The sequence below is a fragment of the Acidithrix ferrooxidans genome (assembly GCF_000949295.1).
GTDB classification, from domain to species: Bacteria; Actinomycetota; Acidimicrobiia; order Acidimicrobiales; family Acidimicrobiaceae; genus Acidithrix; species Acidithrix ferrooxidans.
This window is the reverse complement of record NZ_JXYS01000034.1, coordinates 22791-41057: the sequence shown is the minus strand read 5'-3', so window position 1 is coordinate 41057 and position 18267 is coordinate 22791. Positions and strand designations below refer to the sequence as shown.

The 18267-nt window shown below is 48.6% G+C and carries 9 protein-coding genes and 1 pseudogene; 5 read left to right on the top strand and 5 right to left on the bottom strand.

The genetic code is table 11. The features are described 5' to 3' along the window. Nucleotides 1-375 precede the first annotated feature (375 nt). The 4 genes from AXFE_RS07360 to AXFE_RS07345 form a co-directional block, all read right to left on the bottom strand. A complete protein-coding gene (locus AXFE_RS07360; protein WP_052605252.1) occupies nucleotides 376-2523 on the bottom strand; it encodes a GmrSD restriction endonuclease domain-containing protein in 2148 nt (715 codons plus the stop codon). Between the two features lie 117 nt (nucleotides 2524-2640). Further along, the gene (locus AXFE_RS07355; RefSeq protein WP_082058561.1) at nucleotides 2641-6549 is read right to left on the bottom strand and encodes an Eco57I restriction-modification methylase domain-containing protein; all 3909 of its coding nucleotides are present in this window, start codon (nucleotides 6547-6549) and stop codon (nucleotides 2641-2643) included. Next, nucleotides 6546-9365 (bottom strand): helicase-related protein, encoded by a 2820-nt coding sequence (locus AXFE_RS07350; RefSeq protein ID WP_052605251.1) that lies wholly within the window; start codon nucleotides 9363-9365, stop codon nucleotides 6546-6548. The genes AXFE_RS07355 and AXFE_RS07350 overlap by 4 nt, the downstream gene beginning before the upstream one ends. Further along, nucleotides 9362-12664: a helicase-related protein gene (locus AXFE_RS07345; RefSeq protein WP_052605250.1), complete on the bottom strand. Its 3303-nt coding sequence runs from the start codon at nucleotides 12662-12664 to the stop codon at nucleotides 9362-9364. Before AXFE_RS07345 ends, AXFE_RS07350 begins: the two co-directional genes overlap by 4 nt. A 173-nt stretch (nucleotides 12665-12837) precedes the next feature. On the opposite strand from AXFE_RS07345, the gene AXFE_RS19925 reads away from it, so the two are divergent. The 3 genes from AXFE_RS19925 to AXFE_RS07335 are packed head-to-tail and all read left to right on the top strand — an operon-like array spanning nucleotide 12838 to nucleotide 14388. Next, a complete protein-coding gene (locus tag AXFE_RS19925) occupies nucleotides 12838-13005 on the top strand; it encodes a hypothetical protein (protein ID WP_160291766.1) in 168 nt (55 codons plus the stop codon). Beyond that, nucleotides 12962-13333, top strand: coding sequence for a hypothetical protein (locus AXFE_RS07340; RefSeq protein WP_152625928.1), 372 nt, complete (start codon nucleotides 12962-12964; stop codon nucleotides 13331-13333). The genes AXFE_RS19925 and AXFE_RS07340 overlap by 44 nt, the downstream gene beginning before the upstream one ends. Beyond that, nucleotides 13279-14388, top strand: a complete 1110-nt coding sequence (locus tag AXFE_RS07335) for an IS3 family transposase (protein ID WP_152625927.1) — start codon at nucleotides 13279-13281, stop codon at nucleotides 14386-14388. The genes AXFE_RS07340 and AXFE_RS07335 overlap by 55 nt, the downstream gene beginning before the upstream one ends. Here the strand turns inward: AXFE_RS07335 and AXFE_RS07330 are convergent. Beyond that, the gene (locus tag AXFE_RS07330; RefSeq protein ID WP_052605247.1) at nucleotides 14333-16222 is read right to left on the bottom strand and encodes a DEAD/DEAH box helicase; all 1890 of its coding nucleotides are present in this window, start codon (nucleotides 16220-16222) and stop codon (nucleotides 14333-14335) included. The genes AXFE_RS07335 and AXFE_RS07330 overlap by 56 nt on opposite strands. Before the next feature lie 760 nt (nucleotides 16223-16982). Between AXFE_RS07330 and AXFE_RS18390 the strand changes: the two genes are divergently transcribed. Then, nucleotides 16983-17453 (top strand): glutaredoxin domain-containing protein, encoded by a 471-nt coding sequence (locus AXFE_RS18390; RefSeq protein WP_082058560.1) that lies wholly within the window; start codon nucleotides 16983-16985, stop codon nucleotides 17451-17453. A 364-nt stretch (nucleotides 17454-17817) separates the two neighbouring features. After that, nucleotides 17818-18265: pseudogene (locus AXFE_RS20735) on the top strand (IS1595-like element ISAxf1 family transposase); the annotation flags it as partial. Between the last annotated feature and the right edge of the window lie 2 nt (nucleotides 18266-18267).

The window sequence follows — 18267 nt, the reverse complement described above, 5'->3', positions numbered from 1 at the left end:
ATACACCTCCACAGGTTGGCGCCAACTCTCGCGCACGATTGTCCGACACAACTGTTCAAATGAGAACCAGCCAAGCTGATGGAGCTTAAATTCCAACACCGTGGACATTAGAGGCACAATCCTATCTTGGCGTGGATGACCAATTTATTGTCGCAGGTTAGTCCGGACTCCCTTTTGCGGATGGTCATCATTTCTCGTTGAACCTAAGAAATTTCAACAGGGACACTCGCAGGAAGTAATTTCACCTCATCGCTGAATCTATCTTTGCGTAATGGAAAGAACTCGATTGCATTATTCATCGAAATTGATTATACATCTGACAGTTCGCACTTTAGAAATTCTCTGGAAATGAAGGGCTCTTACCCCATCTATAAATTACTTGCCCAGTCTCAATTGGTACGATTGCCATAGATCGCTCAGAGTTTCTTTGCCCGCATTTGACGTCCTCCAAAATGTCCACCCATTGACAGATTGGTTACCATTTACGGCTTTAGCGGCCCCTGTTGGAAATTCAAAGGTATTGCCATAGCATTCGAGGTAACCACTGGCAGTTACAACACAAGTACGGTCCTGAAAGCGAGCTGGTCCCGCGTACAGAATTTGTCCCACCTTCAATACGCCTAGTCTTAGCAGTTGGTAAATTGAGGGCCGGTCGTCTAACATAGGACTTACTTGGAGTTTCGGCAAGACTCGATGGTAAAGTTCACTTTTGTGCTTCGTGGGTGACTCCCAAATCTTTAGGACAGCCTCTATAAGCGACCTTGTTCGATCTGTAATAATTTCATCGGTCCATTCGTTTTTGCCGAGTTCCACTACTTCACGAGTTAGAAGAATCGAAGTCGAGGCTTCCATTTTCTGGCGTTTTCCTCCTACACCTTGCCACTTTGCGTTAGAAAGCGAGCTGTTTAGCTTATCCTTCACGAGTGTTAGGTTTCCCAATAGATGTACCGTGAGGTTGCGATCATATGCTGAATCGTCGATCGGAGCGTTCCAATTAGATTCCCACTTTTGAGGCATAATATGCTCGACACTACAAATGTCTCGTTTTAGAGGTGCTTCATGGAAGCTGGAACTTGACTTTTCGGGGTACCCTCGCTTGTAGTCTTCAATGGCTTCAAGCAGCATTCGCGTTTGCGCTTTGCCCAACGTTTTGTAGGTAGGGAACTGGAAGAGTACTTCGCGAATCATCTCGTCTGAAGGCCAAAAAGTTGATTCACCCGTTTCATTCTCGAGGATATCCCTAATCGCGTCGCCTACCCTAGTTCGACTTGTGGAGTTGAGTTTTGTAATTATGTCTAGAATAAAGCGGTTGTAGTTTTTTGTTGTGACTGAAAGAATCGCCCTCCGTACCATCCAACTTTCGAGCGAGTCAATTGCCTTTTCCATTTGGTCGGATGGTATTGCAGGCAATTCTGGATTGATAAGCCATAAGAAAAGCGGAATGACCGTCGAAGCATTAATAATTCGAGTGCGGTAAAGAAATGTAGGCAAAAGGTCAACACTCGTAGCACTGCTCTTCTCTGCTTCAATCAAAACCTGATAGCTTTTAGCTAGCTGAGATAAATTCGGAACGACTTCTTCGATCGCTTTACCCGACGTCTTTGTGAAACCTTTGAAGGTGTTGAAGACCTCAGTTGTAATTACTTCTCTACCAGTAGTTGCGATTAGCCAATGGGTAATAAATTGAGACGATCTTGCCATCCTCAGTCGACCTACAGTAATTTCAGAGTTCCAAAATTCTTCTTCAAAAATCTTCCAATAGTCGAGGTAAAATTTTTCTTGTATTCGATCATCACCTGCGAGGTTTTGGAAAACATAATTCTTGATCAGGTCTACTGCGGTCAGAGGGTTACCTCTGGCATTTAAGGTTTCAAAGATTTGCTGAGGATTTTCGTCCACCGTGAGAGTTATCGACACAAGTTCAAGGTGGGCCATAAGCGTATCAGCGAGTGCTTCTGCGTGGGTAGATGAGTTTTTGTTTTCGGCTAGCCACTCCTTTGATCTATGAAAGAAATAATTATGGGCTTGAGCGATTCGATTCTGCCCTAAAGCGTCTTGCTGGATCGCCTCGTAACCATGAGTCATCACTTGCTCAAATGCCTTCCGATCGCTGTTTGTCGGAAGTACTTTATAACGATCTTTTTCGTGCTTTACATAGTCGCTATCGTTTTCGACTAGCTTGGAGAGCTTTCGCGACAATCGATTTTCGCCAATTGAATTCAAAGATCTGCTGACCGCATCGAAGATAACAAGGAGTGTTGTTAGCCGCTGCTGACCGTCCACGACTAGAAATCTCCTGATGTCGCTGGCGCGCGTTGATTGCTCTTGGAGAACTATTGCGCCTAAAAAGTGCCTTGGTAGTGGTACTCCCCTATCTTCAGCGTCGGCTAGGGAAGCTATATCTTCCCATAAATATTGCCATTGGTCTTTCTCAGTCCAAACATATGGCCGTTGAAAAAGCGGTATAAAGTACTGGAGATTGTTCGAGAATACATCTTTTGGTGGAACTACGTTTGTATCCAATCACGGTTTCCTTTGGTAAGTTGGTGAATCAATTACACCTGTATTTGCAATTTGTGAAGTGTTAAGCGACGCGCCGTAGTGGCGTGCTCCTTTTCGAAGTAGGGTGCTCTTTGTTTATCAGGCAGTTTGCATCGCATCGAATTCCTTGAGAATCAGCTCTTTTGTGAGGTAGCTCCCAAATTCGTCAATGTCATTCTTTTTTACGATTGGGAAGCTGTCCATCGCATATTCGACCTGCTCTTTGCTGTATCCATACAGATGAAAGAAGCATGCATCGAGCTCTGCCCTGAGAATTTGTCGCCTTTCTTCATTGAAGCTAAACGGCGGTCCGTCATATCCCAATTCTTCCGCCCATGGTTTCATGTCCGGGGATGTATACGTTAGCTCTACTACCCTGCGTGATATCCATGCTGCCACCGTTTCTGAATTTACGTCTGACCATGTTGCTAGTGTTTCGAATGCATCTGGTGGAAGAACAGGGAGCTGCTTAACGATATAAAAGTTGAAGTTTGACCCTCCCACCTTCATGCGGGTAATAAGGTCGAGGGCATAGGATGAAATACAAGCGATCAATGCTCCCGCCAAGTGGCCATTCGCGACCATCGAGCGTAGAAGCGGTAGGCTGTTGCCAACAGCGGTAACTGGGTAAACGGCAGAAATTACCGTTCTCTCGTCCGTTGTCCTGGCAATGCCTCGAAAGCCCATCAACCACTTGCGATCCCAACCCTCCAGTTTTGCGTCCACCTCGTGTTCGGGAACCCAATACCAGGGTAAAACCGTAAAGTTCGGATCTTCTTTGCTGCGACTACTCACCTCGTCTGGTTTGTCCCCCGTGACTCCTTCGTAAGTTGCAAAGCGGTGGTCGAAGTGGTGAATCAGTTTGCCCTCATAGAGAGGTAGAAGACGCGTTCCATCTTCGTTGACGAAGATATTTCCTTCCAGCTTTGCGCCCGCCTCCTCGCACTGAGACCGCGTCGCAAAGAGAGCAGAGTCGTTGGTCATGTCGAAGAGTCGTTTGAAGCTAATTCCCCATGGGTTTTCCTCCGGTGGCCCCTCTTTGATCAAGACTGGAACTTTCTGGTATACCTGCTTGGCTATCTCAGCGTCGTTCCGGTTTCTAAATATTGGCGTTGTGCCCGTGTTGGGATTAAATAGTCTGATTTCATCAGCACTAATTCGGATCCGACGATCTGCGTTACTCAAATCAGATAGTTCATGTGCAAAGAAGACGAAATCGGTACCCGCTTTGGCTGGTAGCGCGGATCCAGTGATTGTAAGGAGGCAAAATTTATAGCTGCGATGGACGCCCGGAAATACTGGCTTAGAATTCTCAAAGTCATAAAGACTAACTATCGATTGACGCCCTGTTAGATCGCTGAAGAACACACTGGTACTATCATCTGTAGCTATTCCAGTAGGGACGATTATCCCACACTGCCCTGTCGGGCTAAGTGAAGTTCGTGCCATCTCAGCGAAGATCGCGTAAGTGTTTACGTCGCCTTTTCCAGTGAGAGGATATCGACCGCTTTTTATAAGAAAGCTACTTTCACCAGATGCTTGGCGTAGAGCACTTTGATACGAAGCAAAGAGCCCTGGATCTTCAACTTCTAACTTCTTGATTAGCGCTTTACGATTAGCCCCTTTTGCTTTAACGATCTCGGGTGCGCTGGTCGCAAAGAACTCCTTCTCGGCGAGCTTTACCTTCTCCCACGGGGGGTTACCAAGTACAACGTCAAACCCGCCCGCCCAGCCAAGATCCTGACCACCTCTTCCACTTGCGGAGCTTCTAAAGATTTCAGGAAATACAACGTGAAGATGCAGGAATCGATACTGATTGGCCAGCCTATCTACCGCCTCTAATTCCCGTAACGCAACCCCTGACCGCCCAATTTCTAGCGCCCGATTTACGGTCTCAGTTGTTATCTCCGCGGCGTCAGGTAATTTCTCATTTACAAACGCGGCACACCAAACATCTGCTGCGAGCTTTGTAGTCTCCAGCTCAGACGAAGATTTAAGTTCGTCCCAGAGCGCAGCCTTTCTTTGAATGCCCATTAGGTCATCGTCCGGTAGCGATTCAAGAAGCACTACCTTGTCAACAATATCAGAGGTCTTCGGGGCACTAGCGAGCAGGTTCAGAGTTTGTAGACCCTGTAGTCGGATCTTCTTATTTAGAGCTTTCGTGTCCTTGATCTTGGGTTTGGAGTCTCCTTCAAGGTAGTTGTACGCTTCGTCCGGGACGCCCGCGGCGACTAGCGCCGGCGTTGTGCCAAACAGCGCATTTCCGACAACGATATGTCGCTCCAAAAATGTAAGTGGTTTACCAGCCTCCATCGCCTCCATCCAAAGGCTCACTTTAGCTAATTCCACCGCCATTGGATTGATGTCGACTCCGTAACAGCACTTCGCAACTACCTCTCGAAGTGCGTGGCGGACTTCAGACGGTGAAGCTTCGGGCTCCCCTGTTCTAACTTGAGCTAACTTTTGAGCGATCCGGTGCGCTGCGGCTATCAAGAAGTGGCCACTACCACAAGCAGGGTCGAAGACTTTGAGCGCAAGTATTGCACTTTCGGGGTCCTTCTCCTTAGCAGCACGTTCCAATACAGGGTCAAGGGCGCTTTCTAAAAGGCTAGCGACCAATTCACTCGGGGTATAGTAGCTCCCCGACGTCTTTCTCTCATTTCCCGAGGAGCTAAGCAATTTGAAGCTAGCTGTATCAACTTCAATCTCAGGATAGAGCTCTAGTAGAGCCTCGTAGACGCTTCCGAGTTCTTCTGCTCCCAGGTTGGCGAAGTCAACACTTCTTCGAACTCCTTCTGACTGTGTCGTCGAAAGATGAACAAGTGCCTCTCCAAAGTAACTGTTGACGATTCGGCACTTGACTAGGTTGGAAATCGCCTCCTCTGACCATAAAAAACTTCCAAGAGGCGCTATGCCAAGATCGGAAATCCCATCGGGGTTCCCAAGACCCTCCATGACGACCGAAAGCATCTGCCACATATCGTCGTGTCTATCAGAGCGAATCCCCCACGCTTGATTGCGCAATCTCTCAGTAGAGTACCACTTCTTATATCTGTCTTTTATTTCTCTGTCGATATCCGGAGCGTGCAGAAGATCTCTATCTTCTGCAACGAAGAGAAACAAGATTCGATAAACGAGTCGAAGAATTTCTCTGTAGTAGTCGCTACCTGTTAGATCCCGGTTGCGTAAAGCCTCCCTGAGACTTTGATTATCGGGGTGCGCTATAAATCCTCTCCCCAATGACTCGATGGCTTTTTCTACTCCACCACGAAGTGCATCGAGGGCTCTTACTCCCGACGTATTGATCTCTGCTCGCCACTTTTCGAGCCAACACTGGGTCAGATCTTCACCTTCAAAGCGACTCTGGTGCATAACCATCCAAAGCGTGACGAAGTCCTCGTAACGTTCATTTGAAAAGATGACTTCTAGGTCAAATTCAAGATATGACTGGCGAGTTAGGCTCGTGCTGTCGCGAAGGAGGCGCAATATCAGGCCGTTTGACACCATACCCCACAGGTAGGTTTCGGATCTATTCAGTATCTCTTGCACCAGCGCGTGCGGACTCATGCCTGCCGCACCCCGCACCCCCGCACTTCGACGATCAAGTGGAACTTTGGCTCCGACTAAGTGAATCGGTACCTTCTGCCATTCATTTGAGAGCGGATAAATCTGTCCGTTGATTTCAATACTCTTCGCCGTCGATAGGCGACCGAATCCTAGTTCATTGAATAGCGGCCCTAGCCATTTCTCTCTTGTTAGTGCCCTAGCCGTATCAGTTGGATCATCCGACTCTCGAAGGCGTTCCGAAAAGGAACGCCACGCCTCTACAAGGCGATTCCAAGAGCGCGTGATTATCTCGCCCAAGCGTTCGTTTACGGCTAAGTGGTAATCGGCCTCTCGTAATCCGCCTACGCCACTTCTGGGATCGCGGACTCTGGCCAAGAACTCAGACGGTAGTAGACCCCCTACGCTTCGAATGCCACTTCCATGGCTTTCCGAGGTACTCACTTGGCGCCTCCTGGAAGAAGAAGGTAAACGCCTATTATGTCAAGGGGCTTCATCAATTTAACCTCTACTTCACCGCGACTTCTCGAAGCTTCACGAACTCGTCTATGACTCTCTTTGAGGAACTCTCCCCGTTGCTCAGCTTGATTTTCAAGTTCGCCAATCCAGTTGTGATAGTCGCTAAGTGCGTCGCCAATGAACTCCTCTGCTTGAAACTGAAGTACATTTCCGGTCACTTGAGCATCAAGTAATTGGGCCGCACTTGCGTTATCTAGCCAAGTGATCCCATCTCCAAATCCGCGATAGCCAGTAATCAAAAGATCCTCTGCTAGCATCTGCGATTTGGGTGATATGAGCTCAAATCGAAGTCGTGTAACTAGCACCGTAGTCACTTCTTCCACAGCCGACGTCCGCCTAACACCCGCTCTAGCTGCTGGACCGGAGTTATCAAGGGCAGAGTCCACCACCCAACTCGCTAGCCCGGAGATAAATGAATCTACTCTCGATGCCTTTCGCTCATTGGGTCTATTGACCCCAGTATCAAAGCTCAGATAAAAGTCCTTTTTGCTATCGGATTTACTATCCGACAGCTCTCTGATTGCAATCGGGGCGTTTTGGAGGCTTATCCTTACTGGGTCATTGCCGAGCGTACTTCCGCCGACTGAACCAATCACATCTTCAACGAATGCTTTCATGTCAGCGATGCTGCCTATTGCTTCCTTTACCGACTCCAATTCAATTGAAACTACGTCAGGCCCCAGGGTGTCTTGTGCAAAGATGGACCTAAGCTTTCGCTCTCGCTCGGCGCTTATCTCCCATGCGCTAGCAAGTTCACGTTCGCTCGGCCCCAACCCTTCCAGTGTCAATTGGGTTCCCTGCCCCAGACGTTCCCCGCTGCTCAGAACTCCTCGGATGAGTGTCTCAACTACAGCGTTTGGATCTCCGGGGATAGGAATCGATATTCCAAGTGAATTTCGAATCGACTGATGCTTTCGAAGAAGTACATCCATCACTAGGCCGTCGATGCGATTATCGCTTCCGTAGCACGTGATAACCCTGACCTCTTTGGATCGTTGTCCGAATCGATCGACTCGTCCCTCCCGCTGTTCATGGCGTGTTGGGTTCCATGAAAGGTCATAGTGTATGACAGCGTCAAAGCCCTCTTGGAGGTTGATACCTTCAGAAAGACAGTCAGTCGCCACTAAGACCCTCTTTGGATGTTCGATAAGTGTTTCGACTAAATCTTGACGAAGAGCAGAGGGAACCCTACCGCTGACTGCAATAACTTCTGTGTTTTTGAGCTTTTCCTTGAGGTAATCAGCGACGTAGTCTGCGGTCGCTATGAACCGGCAGTAGACGATCGGTGAGTATCCTTCTGCAAGCAGACCCTTGACCTCTTTTACAAGTTGTTGCGACTTCGCATCTTTATCGCCCTGACAAGCTAGCGCTCGGCGCTCCAAATCGCGAAGGAGTCGTTTCTCCGAAGATTCAAGTGTCTCTGACTCTCCTTCGTCGACAACTCGGTCATCTGCACCTAAACCTTCATCGATCTCAGATAAGTCATCGTCATCTCCAAGGTCTAAGACACGTTGACGTCCTATGCGCTCAACCTCTTCCACGTCTTTTGCCCCAGCGGTCTCCGCTCGCTTCCTGAGAGTGGCGGCGGCTGCAGCAGGTGAAGATGCCATCGCCCGTAGTAGTGCCAGAACCGACCACCAAGTGACGCGCTTTAGACGTTCATCTCCTTCGTTCTCTGAAGTCCGGCTAGCTGCATACGATATCGTTCGGTCGAAGAGGTCCTTGTATTCATCTGACAGCTGATATGCAACTTCTCTCGATAACCTTTCGGGAAAGTAAGTCTCTCCCAGGTAACTCTTTAGATCTGCCCTACGTCGTTGGACGAGATGACGAGCCACTCTCTCTCGTATGCGACGGTTTGCATCCCCAGAGAGTTCTTCAGGTAAGTTTGCAAAATCTTGATCGAGCAGGGCGAGGAGTGAGCGAAATGCGCCCTCGTTTCCAGAGTGTGGTGTCGCGGTTACTAAAATTAGGTGGCGAGATTCGTCGCTAGCCAGCGCCTTCACCAATTCATGGCGTTGGTGACGTGACGATCGAGATCGTAGATCAGCTGAAGCACCGTGAGCTTCATCGACGATAATAAGTTCCGGTGCTGTACGCAAAAACTCCGCTCTACGTCTCTCAGCTTTGATGAATTCGGTTGAAACTACTGTGATTGGATAGTGGTCAAAGAGGGTCTCGCCTGTTCGACAACCTCGCTCTAGAGTGGCTGCCGTTGATGCCAATACAACCTCTGCTTCGAGGCCGAACTTGGAGGCCATCTCCTGTTGCCATTGCGTTGCCAAGTGAGGCGGGCAAAGAACCGCTAGACGGTTGATCTCTCCTTGTGCTAGTAACTCAGCTGCGATCATGAGAGCTTCTGCTGTCTTTCCGATCCCAACATCATCCGCGATCAAGATTCTTACGGGATCAAGCTTGAGTGCCATCATCAGGGGGACAAATTGATATGGCCTGGGGTCAAATCCAAGACGTCCAAAACTGCGGAATGGACCGGCAGAAGAACGGAACCCCAACTTCAATGCGTTGGTCAGCATCCGCGCCGAAGCAAGATCACCAAGGTCGCCAATCGTCGGTAGAGAAAAGGACGACGGAGCAACTGTTTCAAGTGAAGTTAGAACTCCTGCTATCTCTCGATCAGAGCCACCGAGTGGTCTAAGGATCAGTAAAGTGTCGTCTGATTCGGGTAAGACTACCCAATCTCGCCCTCTGGCTTTAACGAGACTTCCAATTGAAAAAGTCAAGGTTGCACCTTTCCAAATACCTCCGGTCTCGACCGAACTTTATCCAACCAATCCTCTTGATAACTAAACCGCACAACACTCCACCCAAGCGAGCGGAGTCTTTTCGCCGCCGTTTCGTCACGAAGTGAAACTTCTGGATAGTTGTGGACCGGGCCATCGATGAAGACGGCCACTGATTCGCGTTCATATAAAAAGTCAGGTCTGCAATTTGCCGCTTCGACCAAGCGAGCGGCACTTGATGGAAGGTGTAGACCGCGCTCCGATAGAAAATCCAAGAACTTATCCTCGAGATCGCTAGCCGTAGCAGCTTTGAGCTTCTTCATTGCGTCTTCTGCATCTCTAGCGCCACCGGTTGCCGCTACTTTGGCACGAGTTAGATCCATTAGATAACCAATTACGCGGTGCCTGTTGAGTATTCGGTGATCGACTTGGTTGAAGTATGAAAGGAGACAGTCGTAGCATGCAACACTACAGTGAGATGCTCCTAGTTCTTCTCTGTCCTCTCCTGTCTCTGGATCGACGTGGCACAGCTCGAGAGCAACTCTGGCTAGCGCATCAGGCTCTTCGATAAGACGGTGAAGAACTCCAGCTCCACCCTCAGTCGACTCATAAAAGAAGAGCCTTCGCCGATCGTTGTTGCTAGGTAGCGGTTCGGCGCTCAATTCGTTATCTTCGAGCTGATACTGAATCTGGATCGCAGTTTTTAGGGCTGCCTGTAGAGAAGCCATAAACTCCATGCGCTCCGCGCTGTCAGATGGCAGTCCTTGCACCTCGACCACTAGGGAGTTTCTTGTATCTTCTACGAAAGGTACTACAACCTTCGTTGCGTTGGAATTGATTGGATCGTCGTTCTCAACTGTGCCGTCGCTCTCTGGCCGTGTCGCCCAGTATCCACGCTCGATGTCAAGGCCGAAGCCGTTTTGCGACGGGTTCGATCGTCTTGACCAACCTAAGTTGATTCGCCAAAGAGTTGTTGCCTGACTATAGGAGAAGTTGATGGCAACTTCGTCGTCGATGATCGCATTACCTCGCAAGGGAGTTGTTTGGCCGAAACGATAAGAGGTAAGTATCTCATAACCGTGACGCCTCCTCTCCTCTTCGTCTGAATTAATTCGCTCTCGGCGCTTTGTGACAACATTTTCCAATCGAAACAGGTTGCTCATAGCGACGCCTAATTCGACGTTGCAACCTTCACACAGGTCAACACCAGCTTCGCCTTCAATCGGATGTAAGTATCCGCAGCTTTCGCAGACTTTTGCACGTCGCGTTATGAGTTGGTCAGCGCGTTCGCCCACTTCAGCACCGGCGATTGGAATTATCACCCTGTTCACCTCGTAGCGCGAACCTTCGTGATAAATGAAGTTACGTGGGCCAAATTCGCTAATAGCAAGAAAACGAGGTCGCGATAGAAATCCATCTTCGCCAAATCCCCGCCTTCTTCCGGGTATGAATGCTGAGAGAGGTAGGCGAGGGAAGGAGTATCCGGGGAGAAAGCCCTCAGCTGCAAAGTACCGGTAGGAGTAGAAGTCCGATTGGCTTGACGAATTACGCGTCTCAGCAAGCAGAAGTTCGAGTTGCGACCTAGCCTCTTGTCTCAGCCGATCGGCGTTCCTTCGATCATCTTGAGAGCGTGAGGCGTCATTGCTGATGCGGTTTTGCAGCGCTACTTGTGAACTTGCCGCGCGATAAAGGTCCCTCCATCGATCTGCAGCTCTGTCGAATCTAATTGCTATTGAATTTACGGTTTCATTTAGCCACTGGTCGCTCCACCACCCGGATTCTTCAAGTTGTGAATTTACATCAGCGAGCATACTGACTGCCTTTTTGGCGGCATTGTCTCTAGGAGTTCGCTCTTGCAGTGCATCGGCAACACTGTCGAGCAGTGTGAGCTTTGGTCTTTCTCCACTTACATCAAGTATCTCGGTTAGCTTCGAGTGAAGGTTGAACTTTGCAGAGCTAAGCCATAGAGAATGAACATGTGCCCTGACAAGGTCTTGATTCGCAAGGTCAAGACGAGGTGGCGTGACCTGACCAGAAATCATCTTGTCGGGTCGCCGGAAGAAGTATTGGTCATGAGGTGAGCCTGTTGTCGCATATGTAAAGACAAGTGCAGGTTGCCCCGACCTTCCTGCGCGTCCTGATCTCTGGGCGTAATTGGCAGGTGTTGGTGGAACATTTCGTAGACCTACTACTGCAAGCTCAGCAATGTCTACGCCTAGTTCCATGGTGGGAGAACAGAACAAAGCAGCTAACTTTCCTTCGCGGAAGCGTCGTTCCCTCTCCTCCCTGATATCAGCCGGAACTTGAGCGGTATGTTCACGCGCCTCAAGTCCGGCAAAAGACGACGCCGCTCCGGTGTAAAGCTTTTTGAAGTACTCATTGGGTCTTCGTCCTTCCGCTGGCGGACGATGAATATGAATTGGATCTTCTGCGATAGCTCCATTGCCTACGAACCAAGTCATAGCGGAGGCCTTTAGTTGATACCCCTTATTGGTGGTTCCTTTGGGAGGTGGTACTTCAGCTGCTACCCCACTCGTTGTTAGAACCTCGAGTAGATCTGAAATTACCGTCTCGACCTCATTGGAGGGAATCCGGACGTTCAAATGGTCCAAGGTAGACGGCTTGCGCAGCCACTGCCCGAATCCTCCGAGGCGAGATATCCATACGGCTCCTTGGAGATTCGCTTTTCCTCTGGAGCCTACAAATGCAATTTGTGACCGCGTTAATTGTTCGTTTTCATCAATTGACCATGGTGGTCTAAGAAGTTGCCCCGATCTTTGTTGAAGACGTTCTTGAAATTCCGCCTCTAGAAAATCGACCTTTATGGCCAATTCCCGACGCAGGTAATCAAGGAGGACGATGGCGATCTTCTTCCTGAGTTCTGGTGAGGCTGATGACAGTCCGTAATGACTGTCAGACCAAAGCGAATCTAATTTTACTATTTCATCGATATCGTTGTAGGCGAATTTCAATAGGCCCGTTTGCTCGAGGTTCGGTGACATTATCCGCCAACCTCGTTCGAGATCGCGGTAGATCCGATAGCCAAGGATGTCCCTAAATGCTTTTTCTGCATCTGTTTTGGCCGAAAAGAGCGCGTCTGGCGATGCTGCGTACTCTTCAAAGGGAATCTCTATCGCTTCAAATACTGCTTGGGTCAACTTCTCGTAAGAAACCCCATCCGTACCCACGTTCTGAAGGGCTTTATAGAGAGCTGAACGCAGTTGGGTCATCTCTATAAAGTCATTGAAGTGACCCGCTTGCAGAGAGGCGTCTTGTCTATTGTCGGTGAAGACGAGCAATTTACGTGCTTCCTTAGGAAGCGTTGCCGTTTTCCTCAGTTGTCTTAGCAGTGAAAGAGAAAGGATAGTGGTCGAGGTTGACCTTCCTCCGGATCCTAAGGTTGTGAGTTTCCCTCTCTGCCAAGATTGTTGTCACCTAGCTTGATTTTTGTTTATAAGAGGGCGAAGATGGAATGGTCATGAAAAGGTACCCCAAAGAACTAAAGAATAAAGTAGTTGCAGCTCTATATGAGCTCGACAATTCAGGAGATGCTACACCTGGTGCTATCGCCAAGATTGCAAGGGATAACGAAATCAATGCAAACGTTTCTCTACCAGTGGAACTCAGAGCGCAAGGCTAGTGCAAATGCAGTTAGCGATAAGATCAACAAGATCAAAGCTGTTGTTGACACAGCCGCGATGAATGAACACGAACTCGGTTCTTGGTTGAGATCAAATGGAGTTCTAGCAGAAGATTTAGAGGAGTGGCGCAACACCCTAGAGTCAGCTCTTGACAACAAGAGTGCTGCTAATAGGGCTCACCAGGCGGAACTTGATAAAGAGCGTAAAGCCAGAATTCGTATTGAAGGTGAACTAGCTAGAAAAGAAAAGGCACTAGCAGAAGCTGCTGCCCTATTGGTTCTTCAAAAAAAAGTACGAGAGATCTGGGGGGAAGAAGGGGACGTTTAGTCTCTCCCTCAGATCGAGCTCAAGCTGTAGCTCTAATCAATGAAGCAGTAGATGCAGGTGCTAGATGTTACAAAGCCTGTGAAGTTTTGAAGATATCCACTCGTACATTTAGGCGATGGGAATCTGGTGCTACAGATCGCCGGCGAGGAGCTGTACACAAACGTCGCTCTAACGCACTATCGGAGGAAGAGAGACATGAGATCATCGAAGTATGTACTTCGAGTAAGTTCTCCTCTCTTACTCCTGCCCAAATAGTTCCAAAGCTCGCTGATCAGGGCAGATACATTGCATCTGAGAGGACCTTCTATCGAGTACTAAAGGATAGCAATCTAAACAAGCGCAGGAGCAGGACGAAACCGCCGAAGAAGAGAGCTAGACCAGTGCACACAGCAGTAAAACCAGGTGACATCTGGACACTTGATATCACCTGGCTAAATGGACCAGCTAGGGGAATCTACTACTACGCATATGTGATCATTGATCTGTACTCACGCAAGATAGTCGGATGGGAGATATACGCATCCGAAAGCTCTGAGCAGCTAAAGAGAGTCGTAAAGCGAGCAATGGCTAGAGAGAATATGGCTCCGAAAGTGATCCATAGTGACAATGGATCACCCATGAAGGGATGGTCACTAGTTGAGTACTTATATGAGCTAGATGTAAATATATCGAGGTCAAGGCCTCGGGTATCTAACGATAATGCTCATATCGAGTCGCTCTTTAAGACGGTGAAGTACTTTCCAACCTATCCCTATGGAGGATTTGCAACCATCGATGCTGCACGCAGGTGGATGAGTGAATTCGTTGATCACTACAACAATGATCACCAGCACTCTGGTATCAAGTTCGTAACCCCACAACAGGCACACAGTGGAGAACACATCGAGCTACTAAATAGACGGCGCGAGCTCTACGAGGGAGCTCGCAAATCCAAACCAGGACGGTGGATCTCGGGCAAATGCAGAGACTGGGATCCAGTATCAGAGGTACCTATTATTCCTACGAATAAGTCGGTTGGAGATGGACCAAAAGGGAGACGAAAGGAGGTAGCTTAGATGGTGCGAAAGTGACAACTTCCTTGGCAGGCTCCGGTTTCGGTATATCCGATCTCTGGCGGTTGCTGTAGGTGACTCCGCAATTGAGGCAGAACCTAAAAGGACCCTTGAAGTAGAACGCCTTGTGTCCACCTTCGTCGACTGTACCGTCGATGCCAACTCGAACCGGAATCGGTACCAGAACCCTCGCTTTACTTGTAATTCTTGAGGTGTTGTTCGATACCTCTGTCCAATCTTCAGGTATCGCGTCGATTACATCGGATTCGTTGGTTGACCAGTCGCCAATGAAAAGATATCCAGCTTGAGAATCGTCATCCGAGTTGCTATCGCTAAGGGAGCGCGGGATAAAGCGCGGAACGGTATTTCCACTAAGTCCTTGGTTCTTTGCAAGGCGCTCTGCTGTGGTTCCTAGTAAGTGGACTAGGTAGTAATCCTGCCCACATTCACGGCAAAACACAAGCGGAAAGAGCGCCTCTCTTTTCTCATTTGACTTTGCACGCCAAACGGAGCCATCGAATGAAAGCTCGCGGTCTTCAGCGCCTTCAACTGTTGCGGATACGACGTCCCCGCGAGATAGAAATTGATGCAATCGAAATGCAAAGATGGGGAAACGGCCCCCTGGACGCATGATCTTGTAGCCGGCCAGAAGCTGTCTTCGAATCGCGTTGATGCAAGTGTCGATTTCGATCCCAGTCAAATCACTTAGTTTTGCAGCGGCTCCCGTATCTTTTCCGATAGGGCTCGGCAACTGTCGCACGAGCTTTCCTGATTCATCTTCCCTCAGCCCAAAGTTTTGTTCTACGAATGAAGACAATGGGTCATTGGCAAATTGATCGGCCTCTAAAGATGGATCTTCACCAGAGATTATTCGCTGGCGGAGGAGTTCAATCGACGCGAAATCAGAAAAGTCGTAGGGTTTGGTAGCGCGTCTGAGAGTCTCTCCGATGACTGAATCCGGTGTGACTTTACTTCCGAATAAGAGACTTGCAACTCGTGCGACTTCAGCCCGTGAGTCACCAGCGCTGCTCATAGTTGCCGAAGTTCCGACTATCTGAAGTTTTTCTCCTCCGCACGCAATACGGGCGCGTCGCGCAAGGAAGGCAACATCGGCTCCTTGGCGACCCCTGTAGGTGTGAAACTCGTCGAAAACAAGAAATCGAAGGTCTCTGGCAGCATCGACAAGACGAGACTCATCTGTACGTGTAAGGATCAACTCAAGCATGACGTAGTTGGTCAAAAGTATGTCGGGGGGCTGTTCGATGATCTCTTGACGATCCGTGTCACTCTCTTGCCCCGTGTACCTCCGAAAAGTAACCGGACCTTTTTTATTGGGATAGCCGAAGTTTAGAAATTTTTCAAGCTCTTGGGCTTGTGAATTGGCAAGTGCGTTCATGGGGTAGACGACAATAGCTTTTATGCCCTTTCCTGGTCCTTCTCGGAGGATTGCGTCAACAATTGGAATTATGTACGCGAGGCTTTTGCCGGATCCGGTGCCCGTAGTAAGGACATAGTTGACGCCGCGCTTGGCGACTTCGATAGCTTCTGTCTGATGTCGGTGGAGCTCCAAGGGACTTATAACATTCCCAGTGCTATCTTTGATTTGAAATATGCGGCGACATTCTTGGTGGAGAAATTCTCCATCGGCCAGAGTGTCAATGCGTCCACCGGATTCGAAGCTTGGATTTAGTCCGATGCGTGGGTCTGGCCAGAGGAGCCCTGACTTTATTTCTTGCTCAACGGCATCCTTGATGCGCTCATCTGCTATTTTCAGAAAGCTTTGGACGTAGTCGGCGTACTCGCCGACCATCTGATCTCGGAGCTCAAAGACGTCCAAGGTGGTAACTTTCTATCTCAGGTTCTGGGAACTATTTCGTGGATATAGTTTCTAAATCCACCTCAATTTCTTTACCTTACTACCTGCCTGTTCTCTTTAGTGGCAATTATCGTTCGAAAATCGATCCATTGAGCGCAAATGGGAATTGAGAGGCGTAATGACTGCGAGATTAACGTTAGAGCTGGATTCGAAGCAGTTGTAAAATCCGAACGTGGACAGCGCGGTATTGCTAATGTACCTATGGCTGAAGGGTGCAACTAGGTTTCTTCGCAAAGTTCTTTAGCGCAATTACTGGAAATTAGAAATTCGTATTCTTGAAATTGAGGTTCTCGCAGCGAACGGATTTTGCGCAAAAGCTTTTAAAAATAAGTCGAATCTAGCCTTCATACTTGGCGCCGTTTTTCGGTCTTTACGTAAATGGTTCGAGCGCGACCCTGTGAACTTTAGGGGGACCGAACTGCGCGGCTTCCTGTTGATGGTCCAATGATGACAGAGTTATGGTGCAAAGATTGACTAGAGGTCTCCGATAGAAGTCACAATCGAGAGAGGCACTCATTTAGTTCGGCTCGGGCCATTCCAGTCAAGCGTTTCCAGGCTACAGAAGCACGCTCTCAACGTTTGGATAATCGAAATAGTCTCTAACTGCTGCGATTGGGCTGTCTCACGGTTTGGTGGTTAGGTGGTTCAATGTACGCGTTTCGATATATCTAAAATCGCACAGTGCTGAAATCTTGGATATCGAAGTGAGGTTGATCACGATGTGAATGATGCAAATATAGAGGTTTATTGGCGTCCTGGTTGCCCTGATTGTATGTACCTTCGGCGTGGTCTTAGCAAGTTGGGGATTGAAACTCTTGAACGCAACATCTGGGCCGACCCTTCAGCCCGCGAATATGTTCGCAAGGTCGCTAGCGGTAACGAAACCGTTCCAACCGTAGCCATCGGAGATACGAACCTTATAAATCCAACGGTTGAAGATGTTATTGAGGTCATTCGACAGTTGATCCCTGGCCTACTTATAAAGGGTAGTGATAGTACCCCGGATAATGATGGTCGCCGTGCGATTTCCCAGTGGATAGTGATCGCGATCCTGGTTGCATTGAGTTTTTACGTTGAGAAGTTAGGATTTACCTCTTACGGCTGGGGAGTTGACGTTGTCAGCGTTCTCTTTTGGATAAGTTTTAGAACCTTTCGATCGCGCAAGAGAATCAAGAATCACGCAAGTAGCTGAAGGCTCTCCACTTTCCCACCGGGCCTGATGAATGAAAAGCATGAATTCGGTCGCTAACCCTTGCGTCAAAGTCGACCTCAGGGCAAGTAATAAGTGATCTTGTTGTTCGGTAATCTAAGAACTCTTTGCTGGATAACGTATCATTGTCGATCGTCTTCGCTGATCAAGTGATTCGATCACCATCTACGGGAGCCGATGGAAAATATCTCGGAATCAAGGTTCAACCTCTGCCCACGAAATTTGGTTACACCACAATATTCGTCGACCCCTCGCCATGTCTTGAGGAAAGGACCTCGATATCCCCATCAGGATCACTATCAATTAAGGCGACTAGAGCCCTCTTGTTCATTTTGGGATTCAGTAAGGGCAAAGGTCTACTTGCCTCATGGAATTAAACAAGGATGCCACCGCGAAATCACCTAAAGACGTTTTTGTGAGACTTTTAGATTCCGATATCAAGCCAATAGGCGATGGTAACCCAAGTCCTGAGGCATGTGCTGAACGAGCGTGCACTAGTGCACTTTAGTTACTTTATCCAAAGACGAACAAGTACACGTAACATTCAAATGGTTCAAGATCGTCAATTGGAAGCTGCAACAAATTTATCGACGGAACCTACCGCTGACTCAGAAGAACATAGTGAACTTTATCTCGAGGAATTCGCATGCCGATTCAACCGAAGGCACTCTTAGTGTCATTAGTCGAGCGACCGCTCAATTCATGGGTGTCTTGCTTCTCCAGATCCGCTTATCCGAGAATCTGACTCCAAAATAGCTCTTGCTTACGAAATTGATAGGTATGAATTCCAATGACT

Excerpts from the sequence above, each read along its gene's own strand:
- AXFE_RS19925 (WP_160291766.1), top strand. The coding sequence starts at position 12,838 with ATGGTCATGAAAAGGTACCCCAAAGAACTAAAGAATAAAGTAGTTGCA.
- AXFE_RS07340 (WP_152625928.1), top strand. The coding sequence starts at position 12,962 with ATGCAAACGTTTCTCTACCAGTGGAACTCAGAGCGCAAGGCTAGTGCA.